This window comes from Streptomyces sp. SID5910 (assembly GCF_009862125.1).
Classification (GTDB): Bacteria; Actinomycetota; Actinomycetes; order Streptomycetales; family Streptomycetaceae; genus Streptomyces.
This window is the reverse complement of record NZ_WWHX01000401.1, coordinates 1-8,683: the sequence shown is the minus strand read 5'-3', so window position 1 is coordinate 8,683 and position 8,683 is coordinate 1. Positions and strand designations below refer to the sequence as shown.

The window sequence follows — 8,683 nt, the reverse complement described above, 5'->3', positions numbered from 1 at the left end:
GCGTGTTCGCCCGTGACCAGGTAGACGACCCGCTTGGCGACCGCCACCGCGTGGTCGGCGTAGCGCTCGTAGTAGCGGCCCAGGAGGGTGACGTCGACCGCCGTCTCGATGCCGTGCTTCCAGCGGTCGTCCATCAGGTGCTGGAAGAGGGCGCGGTGCAGGAGGTCCATCTCGTCGTCGTCCTGCTCCAGCTGGAGCGCCAGGTCCACGTCCTTGGTGATGATCACCTCCGCCGCCTTCGCCATCAGGCGCTGCGCGAGCTGCCCCATCTCCAGGATCGTGGCGTGCAGGTCGTGCGGGACCGCCCGCGCCGGGTAGCGCAGCCGGGCCAGCTTGGCCACGTGCTGGGCCAGGTCGCCCGAGCGCTCCAGGTCGGCCGACATCCGCAGCGAGGTGACGACGATGCGCAGGTCCGTCGCCACCGGCTGCTGCCGGGCCAGCAGCGCTATCGCCTTCGCCTCCAGGTCGTGCTGGAGCTCGTCGACCTTCTGGTCGCCCTCGATCACGTGCTCGGCGAGCTTGAGGTCGGAGTCGAGGATGGCGGTCGTGGCGCGCCCGATCGCCGACCCGACCAGCCGGGCCATCTCCACCAGACTGTCGCCGATCGAGTCCAGTTCCTCGTGGTACGCGTCCCGCATCAGGTTCCCTCTCGTACGTCCTGGGAGGGGGCTCGCATCCCTCGCCGCACCCCCACGCTTACACGGTCCGGCCCGCACGCGTCCGTTTCCGGCACCCCAAGTGAACCGGCCCTGGCGCCAAGGTGAACTCTGGGCGACGAGTGTTCGAGGTCGCACCCCGATGGCTGATGCGGGGCGGTGCGGCATGCCTAACCTGGACGCATGGACGTGAACGCGGCGGTCGCCGCAGCGGCAGCGATCGCCGGAGTGCTCACCGGTGTCATCGCCATGCTGGCGTTCCGCTGGAGCGAGCGCGACCAGAAGCGCCCCACCCGCACCTCCCTGCACACCGACCCGGTGCTCCCGCCCGGCGTGGACACCGTCCTGTCGGTGCTGCGGTCCTCCGCCGTCGTCCTCGACGAGGCCGACGGGGTCGTCAAGGCCAGCTCGGCGGCGTACGCCCTCGGCCTGGTCCGGGGCGGCAAGCTCGCCGTCGACCCGATGCTCCAGATGGCCCGGGACACGCGGCGGGACGGGGAGATACGGCAGGTCGAGCTGGACCTGCCGAGGCGGGGCACCGGGCGCGGCGAGGCACTCGCCGTGTCCGCGCGCGTCGCGCCTCTCGGGTCGCGGCTGGTGCTGCTGCTGGTCGAGGACCTCACCGAGGCCCGCCGCATCGAGGCCGTGCGGCGCGACTTCGTCGCCAACGTGAGCCATGAGCTGAAGACGCCGGTGGGCGCGCTGTCGCTGCTGTCCGAGGCCGTGATGGACGCCTCGGACGACCCGGAGGCCGTGGAGCGGTTCGCTGGGCGCATGCAGATCGAGGCGACCCGCCTGACCAACCTGGTGCAGGAGCTCATCGACCTGTCCCGGGTGCAGAACGACGATCCGCTGGACGACGCCGAGCCGGTCCGGGTGGACGAACTGGTCGCCGAGGCCATCGACCGCTGCCGGCACGCGGCCGGCACGAAGCAGATCACCATGGCCGCCGGAGGCACCGCGGACCTGCACGTACGCGGCAACCGCGGCCAGCTCGCCGCCGCCCTCGGCAACCTCGTCGAGAACGCCGTCAACTACTCGCCCGCCCGCACCCGTGTCGGCATAGCCGCCCGGCGCGTCGGCGCTCCCGGCGGCGACCTGATCGAGATCGCCGTGACCGACCAGGGCATCGGCATCTCCGAGAAGGACAAGGAGCGCGTCTTCGAACGCTTCTACCGCGTCGACCCGGCCCGCTCCCGGGCCACCGGAGGCACCGGACTGGGTCTCGCGATCGTCAAGCACGTGGTCGCCTCGCACGGCGGGGAGGTCACGGTGTGGAGCGCCGAAGGCCAGGGCTCCACCTTCACCCTGCGACTGCCGGAGTCGGGTGCCTCCCGCGACCGCGCAGCGCGCCGGACCGCCCACGACGCCGCCGCCGACGCCGGCCCCGGGGACCAGGTGGAAGACCTGGACCTGGGACACGTGGAGCACGGCGAGATCGCCGGCGACGGACAGTCCGCCCCCGCTTCTTCCGACACATCCCCGTACGCTTCGCTTCCCGCCCCGGAGGTCCTTCCGTGACCCGTGTGCTCGTCGTCGAGGACGAGGAGTCCTTCTCCGACGCACTGTCGTACATGCTCCGCAAGGAGGGCTTCGAGGTCGCCGTCGCGACCACCGGGCCCGACGGACTCGACGAGTTCGAGCGCAACGGCGCCGACCTCGTCCTCCTCGACCTGATGCTGCCCGGCCTGCCGGGCACCGAGGTCTGCCGTCAGCTGCGCGGCCGCTCCAACGTCCCCGTGATCATGGTGACCGCCAAGGACAGCGAGATCGACAAGGTCGTCGGACTGGAGATAGGGGCCGACGACTACGTCACCAAGCCCTTCTCCTCCCGCGAGCTCGTCGCCCGTATCCGTGCCGTACTGCGCCGGCGCGGCGAGCCCGAGGAGGTCACCCCCGCCGCGCTGGAGGCCGGGCCCGTCCGCATGGACGTCGACCGGCACGTGGTGACCGTCGGCGGCACCAAGGTCGACCTGCCGCTGAAGGAGTTCGACCTGCTGGAGATGCTGCTGCGCAACGCCGGCCGCGTGCTGACCCGCATGCAGCTGATCGACCGGGTGTGGGGCGCCGACTACGTCGGTGACACCAAGACCCTCGACGTCCACGTCAAGCGGCTGCGCGCCAAGATCGAGCCCGACCCGGGCGCGCCGCGGTACCTGGTCACCGTGCGCGGCCTCGGCTACAAGTTCGAGCCGTAGCCGGACCGGCCCCGGCCCCCCTTCCGGACAGGCGGTACGGCGAAGGGCGGGACTCCCTCTCAGGGGTCCCGCCCTTCGGCGTACCGCGTGCGCGGCGGTGTACGGGGCTCAGTGGCCGGCCGTCTCCTCGTGCTCCTCGGCCTCGGCCGCCGTACCGGTCGCGTCCGCCGAAGCACCCTCGGAGGCGTCCGCCGAAGCGCCGTCGGCCGGCTCCCCGGAGGCCCCCGCGGACGGCGACGCCGGCGCGCTGGGCGTGGCCGGGACGTCGGTCGGGCCCCACGAGGAGAAGTAGCTCTCGGCCGGGACGACGAAGGCGCGCAGGTTCACGTCACCGGTCTCGCTGAGGGCGAAGGTGACCTTCTGCGCGTTGCCGTCCTGGACGGCCTCGCGGCTGCTGGGCAGCACCGCGGAGGCGTTGTCCTTGCCGCCGAGGATCAGGGATCCGCCGGCCGGGATGGTCAGGCTCTTGCCGCCCTTGGCGGGCTTGAGCTCGGCGGACTTGCCGGCCACGGTGACGGTGTCCAGCGTCTGGTCGGTCGAACCGCTGTTGAACAGGGTGGCGGAGACCACGGCCGGGCCGGTCGACTCCAGGTCGGGCTGCGTGATGACGACCGCGTTCTGGATCTTGATGTCGCCGACGGAGGTCGCCGCGTTGTCCGGCTTGATCTCCAGGGTCTGGGCGTTGTGACCGGCACCGCACGCGGCGAGCGAGGCGATCGAGAACGCGATGGCGGCGGCGGCGAGGGCACCGCGTCGAAGGCTGCTGCTCACGGCGGCGGCAACTCCTTGGACTCGAGCGAGGCGGCGGCAACGGATAAAGCCGCCCTAAGTGACTGTCAGCGGCCTCAGGTTACCGAGCCGTTCCCGGGCCGCCGCACCCGACCCTCCCCCGAGGGCTCCGGCTTCGCCCGGCAGGTGGTAGTTCCGGAGCCGGTCGGCCGCCTCCGGGAGGCGGCCGAGCGCACTGGCATCAGCAGTCACATTGGTACGCAGAGTCAACACAGGCCGATCCGCCATTCGGATAAGAAGCGCCGTCATACCGGCGCCCGCCCGCGCGCGAATTTTGCGTGAAGGAATGCGCGGACGGACCCGGAATTGATCAACGGCGGGGCCGGGCCGGGCGCGCCCGTGATCAATTCCGGATTCGACCGGAAGCCCGCACCTGGCACCGAACGGAGTAGCGGAAGTCGCACGCATGGAACCGGACATATGGGTCTCTTCGGGCGGTTGAGGGATGCTCTCGACGTGTGTGACGTGCATGTTTCACCCGGCCGTAAGAGCCGCTCCGACCTGCGAATACCTTCTTCCGCTCACCCGGCGCAGCACGTTCCTGTTGCTGTTGTCAAGCCCCGAGATATGCCCTGACCTGCGAAAACGCCATTCAGAAGACGCCGTATCCGTGTTACCCTGGATAGCCACGGAAGGGGTACCTGTCACATGACGTTCAAGGTTGGCGACACCGTGGTCTATCCCCATCACGGGGCCGCGCTGATCGAGGCTATCGAAACTCGCCAGATCAAAGGCGTGGACAAGACCTACTTGGTGCTGAAGGTCGCCCAGGGTGACCTGACGGTACGTGTGCCAGCGGACAATGCGGAGTTCGTCGGCGTGCGTGATGTGGTCGGTCAGGACGGGCTGGACCGGGTCTTCGAGGTGCTGCGCGCGCCGTACGCCGAGGAGCCCACGAACTGGTCGCGTCGTTACAAGGCAAACCTGGAGAAGCTCGCCTCCGGCGACGTCATCAAGGTCGCGGAAGTCGTGCGCGACCTGTGGCGGCGTGAGCGCGAGCGCGGACTCTCCGCAGGTGAGAAGCGCATGCTCGCCAAGGCCCGCCAGATCCTGGTGAGCGAGCTCGCTCTCGCGGAGAACACCAACGAGGACAAGGCGGAGGCCCTGCTCGACGAGGTGCTCGCCTCCTGAGGCGAAACCCTCGCGGGACCTGACGCGAGCACGGCCCACCGGCCGCTCGGCTCAGGCCCACTCGGTTCAGCGCACGGAAATGCCGCGGTGCCCGATGACATCTTTGCTGTCGCCGGGCGCTGCGGCATCTTCGTACCCCGACGCCGTACGCCTTCGTAGGCTCATCCCGGGAGGCTTTCCCCGGTGCTGGCGTGCCGGGCCCGGACTGCGGGCTCGACCAGGGTCACGGAAGGGTCCGGTCAAGGCGTCGCGCCCGGCACGGTGAGGCCATACCCAACTAGGTCGAGCACACAAACCTGACAGGAACCGATGTCTGACGAATCGCGCCCCTCGCCCGCGCAGCCGCCCGCCGAGGCCCGTACGAAGGCCCGGACGGCGGCCGTGATCCCGGCCGCCGGCCGCGGTGTACGGCTCGGCCCGGGTGCCCCGAAGGCCCTCCGGGCGCTGGGCGGCACGCCCATGCTCATCCACGCGGTCCGCGCGATGGCCGCGTCCCGCGCGGTCTCCCTGGTCGTCGTCGTGGCCCCGCCCGACGGCGCCGCCGAGGTCAAGAGCCTCCTCGACGCGCACGCGCTGCCTGAGCGGACCGACTTCCTCGTCGTGCCGGGCGGCGAGACGCGGCAGGAGTCCGTACGGCTCGGCCTGGACGCGCTGCCGCCGGAGCACGACATCGTCCTCGTGCACGACGCGGCCCGGCCGCTGGTGCCGGTGGACACGGTGGACGGCGTGATCGAGGCCGTACGGGAGGGCGCGCCCGCCGTGGTGCCGGCGCTGCCGCTCGCCGACACCGTCAAGCAGGTCGAGCCCGCGGCGGTGCCGGGCGAGCCGGAACCCGTGGTGGCGACGCCGGAGCGGGCGCGGCTGCGGGCGGTGCAGACGCCGCAGGGCTTCGACCGGGCCACGCTGGTGCGGGCCCACGAGACGGTGACCGGCGACGTCACCGACGACGCGAGCATGGTCGAGCAGCTGGGCCTGACGGTGGTGGTCGTGCCGGGGCACGAGGAGGCGTTCAAGGTGACGCGGCCCCTCGACCTGGTGCTCGCGGAGGCGGTCCTGGCGCGCAGGAGGCTGAACGATGGCTTCTGACGCTCCCCTCGTGCTGCCGCAGGTCGGGATCGGCACCGACATCCACGCCTTCGAGGACGGGCGCGAGCTGTGGTGCGCGGGACTGAAGTGGGAGGGCGAGGGGGCCGGGCTGGCCGGGCACTCCGACGCGGACGTCGTCGCGCACGCGGCGTGCAACGCGCTGTTCTCCGCCGCGGGCCTCGGTGACCTGGGGCAGCACTTCGGCACCGGGCGGCCCGAGTGGTCCGGGGCGTCGGGGGTGACGCTGCTGACGGAGGCCGCGCGGATCGTGCGGGCGGCCGGGTTCCGGATCGGGAACGTCGCGGTGCAGGTGGTGGGGCCGCGGCCGAAGATCGGCAAGCGGCGGGACGAGGCGCAGAAGGTGTTGTCCGAGGCGGTCGGGGCGCCGGTGTCGGTGTCCGGGGCCACGACGGACGGGCTCGGGTTCCCCGGGCGGGGGGAAGGGCTGATGGCGGTGGCCACGGCGCTGGTCGTCTCCGACGGGGGCGGATGACGGGCGTCGCCCGTGGCCGGCGGTCGTGACGCTGCGCCCCGTGGCCGGTGACCGCGGGGCTCCGCCCCGCACCCCGCCAGGGGCTCCGCCCCTGGACCCCGGCCTTCGCCCACCCACCACCCCACTCGGTCGGACAGGCGGCGACCGTCGCCTCCGGTGAACCGTGTCTTCGGAATCCGTGTGGTGACAAGCGGGCCGGGCGCCCCTGGCACTGCCCGGGGCCCACTACCCTGGAGCCGTGACTATTCGCCTGTACGACACCAGCGCCCGGCAGATCCGTGACTTCGCCCCCCTCACGCCCGGGTGTGTCTCGATCTACCTGTGTGGCGCCACCGTGCAGGCCGCCCCGCACATCGGGCACATCCGCTCCGGGCTGAACTTCGACATCATGCGCCGCTGGTTCGCGTACCGCGGCTACGACGTCACGTTCATCCGGAACGTCACCGACATCGACGACAAGATCATCAAGAAGGCGGCCGAGCAGAACCGCCCCTGGTGGTCCATCGGGTACGAGAACGAGCGGGCGTTCAACGACGCCTACACCGCCCTCGGTTGCCTGCCCCCCACCTACGAGCCCCGTGCCACCGGCCACATCACCGAGATGGTCGAGATGATGCGCGGCCTCATCGAGCGCGGACACGCCTACGAGGCCGAGGGCAACGTCTACTTCGACGTACGGTCCCTGCCCGGGTACCTGTCGCTGTCCAACCAGGACCTCGACGAGCTGCGCCAGCCCTCCGGGGAGGGCGAGACCGGCAAGCGGGACCCGCGGGACTTCGCCATGTGGAAGGCGGTCAAGCCCGGGGAGCCGAGCTGGGAGACGCCGTGGGGACGCGGGCGGCCGGGCTGGCACCTGGAGTGCTCGGCCATGGCGCACAAGTACCTCGGCACCGAGTTCGACATCCACGGCGGCGGCATCGACCTGATCTTCCCGCACCACGAGAACGAGATCGCCCAGGCCGAGGGCTTCGGCGACGCCTTCGCCCGGTACTGGGTGCACAACGCCTGGGTCACCATGAGCGGCGAGAAGATGTCGAAGTCGCTCGGCAACAGCGTGCTCGTGAGCGAGATGGTGAAGAAGTGGCGGCCGGTCGTGCTCCGGTACTACCTGGGCACGCCGCACTACCGCTCCACCATCGAGTACAGCGAGGAGTCCCTGCGCGAGGCCGAGGCGGCGTACGCGCGGATCGAGGGCTTCGTGCAGCGCGTCACCGAGCTGGCCGGGACCGTCGAGCCCGCCGCCGAGGTGCCGCCCGCCTTCGCCGAGGCGATGGACGACGACCTGGGCGTCCCGCAGGCGCTCGCCGTCGTGCACACCACCGTCCGGCAGGGCAACAGCGCACTGGCCGCCGACGACAAGGAGGCCGCCGTCGCCCGCCTCGCCGAGGTCCGTGCGATGCTCGGTGTCCTCGGACTCGACCCGCAGGCCCCGCACTGGGCCGGCGAGGCCGAGCAGGGCGAGGACCTGCACGACGTCGTCGACAGCCTCGTACGCCTCGTCCTCGACCAGCGCGAGGCCGCCCGGGCGCGGAAGGACTGGTCCACCGCGGACGCCATCCGCGACCAGCTGAAGGAGTCGGGGCTGGCCATCGAGGACAGCCCGCAGGGACCCCGCTGGAGCCTCGGCTCCCGCTGAGCCTCCACGGCCCCCGAAGATCAAGTGTGCCGCCCGGCCTCCCGGGCGGCACACTGCATAAGACGCAAGCACCACGCACACCCGCGTGAAGACGCAGAGAGCGGAGACAGGTAACTCATGGCCGCGAACAACCGCCGCATGTCCGGCAAGAAGGGCGCGCAGGTCGGCAGCGGCGGCAAGCGACGCCGGGGCCTGGAAGGCAAGGGGCCGACGCCTCCCGCCGAGATGCGCAAGGGGCACGCCAAGCAGCGCGCCGCCAACGCCAAGGCGCGCCGCGCCACGGGACGTCCGCAGCAGCGCCGCGGAGGCGGCCGGTCCACGTCCGAGCTCGTCGTCGGCCGCAACCCGGTCTACGAGGCCCTGCGCGAGGGCGTGCCCGCCTCGACGCTCTACGTCCAGCAGTTCATCGACAACGACGAGCGGGTCCGCGAGGCGCTTCAGCTCGCGGCCGAGCGCGGCGGCATCAACCTCATGGAGGCGCCCCGCCCCGAGCTCGACCGGATGACCAACGGGCTCAACCACCAGGGCCTCGTCCTCCAGGTCCCGCCGTACGAGTACGCGCACCCCGAGGACCTGGTCGCCGCCGCCCACGACGAGGGCGCCGACCCGCTGATCGTCGCCCTCGACGGCGTGACCGACCCGCGCAACCTCGGCGCGGTCGTCCGCTCCGTCTCCGCCTTCGGCGGCCACGGCA

The 8,683-nt window shown here is 71.6% G+C and carries 9 protein-coding genes; 7 read left to right on the top strand and 2 right to left on the bottom strand.

Annotated elements, in window-relative coordinates; all coding sequences use genetic code 11:
• The coding region (phoU, locus tag GTW67_RS14420) for a phosphate signaling complex protein PhoU (RefSeq protein ID WP_161165215.1) at positions 1-638 on the bottom strand (638 nt) is incomplete at its 3' end.
• Between the two features lie 201 nt (positions 639-839).
• Here phoU and phoR point away from each other — a divergent pair.
• Both phoR and phoP read left to right on the top strand, forming a co-directional pair.
• Entirely contained in the window at positions 840-2,177 is a 1,338-nt protein-coding gene (phoR, locus tag GTW67_RS14415; RefSeq protein WP_161165214.1) for a two-component system sensor histidine kinase PhoR, read from the top strand.
• 5 nt (positions 2,178-2,182) lie between these two features.
• Positions 2,183-2,854, top strand: a complete 672-nt coding sequence (gene phoP, locus GTW67_RS14410; RefSeq protein WP_465270560.1) for a two-component system response regulator PhoP — start codon at positions 2,183-2,185, stop codon at positions 2,852-2,854.
• A gap of 108 nt (positions 2,855-2,962) precedes the next feature.
• On the opposite strand, the gene GTW67_RS14405 is transcribed toward phoP, so the two are convergent.
• Positions 2,963-3,625: a DUF461 domain-containing protein gene (locus GTW67_RS14405; RefSeq protein ID WP_161165213.1), complete on the bottom strand. Its 663-nt coding sequence runs from the start codon at positions 3,623-3,625 to the stop codon at positions 2,963-2,965.
• 666 nt (positions 3,626-4,291) lie between these two features.
• Here GTW67_RS14405 and GTW67_RS14395 point away from each other — a divergent pair.
• The 5 genes from GTW67_RS14395 to GTW67_RS14375 form a co-directional block, all read left to right on the top strand.
• Positions 4,292-4,774 (top strand): CarD family transcriptional regulator, encoded by a 483-nt coding sequence (locus tag GTW67_RS14395; protein WP_003953493.1) that lies wholly within the window; start codon positions 4,292-4,294, stop codon positions 4,772-4,774.
• Between the two features lie 309 nt (positions 4,775-5,083).
• A complete protein-coding gene (ispD, locus tag GTW67_RS14390; protein ID WP_161165212.1) occupies positions 5,084-5,860 on the top strand; it encodes a 2-C-methyl-D-erythritol 4-phosphate cytidylyltransferase in 777 nt (258 codons plus the stop codon).
• The gene (gene ispF / locus GTW67_RS14385) at positions 5,850-6,353 is read left to right on the top strand and encodes a 2-C-methyl-D-erythritol 2,4-cyclodiphosphate synthase (protein ID WP_161165211.1); all 504 of its coding nucleotides are present in this window, start codon (positions 5,850-5,852) and stop codon (positions 6,351-6,353) included. The genes ispD and ispF overlap by 11 nt, the downstream gene beginning before the upstream one ends.
• A gap of 238 nt (positions 6,354-6,591) precedes the next feature.
• Positions 6,592-7,989, top strand: coding sequence for a cysteine--tRNA ligase (gene cysS, locus GTW67_RS14380; RefSeq protein WP_161165210.1), 1,398 nt, complete (start codon positions 6,592-6,594; stop codon positions 7,987-7,989).
• Positions 7,990-8,106: 117 nt separating this feature from the next.
• Positions 8,107-8,683, top strand: a 577-nt coding sequence (locus tag GTW67_RS14375; protein WP_272920496.1) for a TrmH family RNA methyltransferase, incomplete at its 3' end; no start/stop codon positions are given.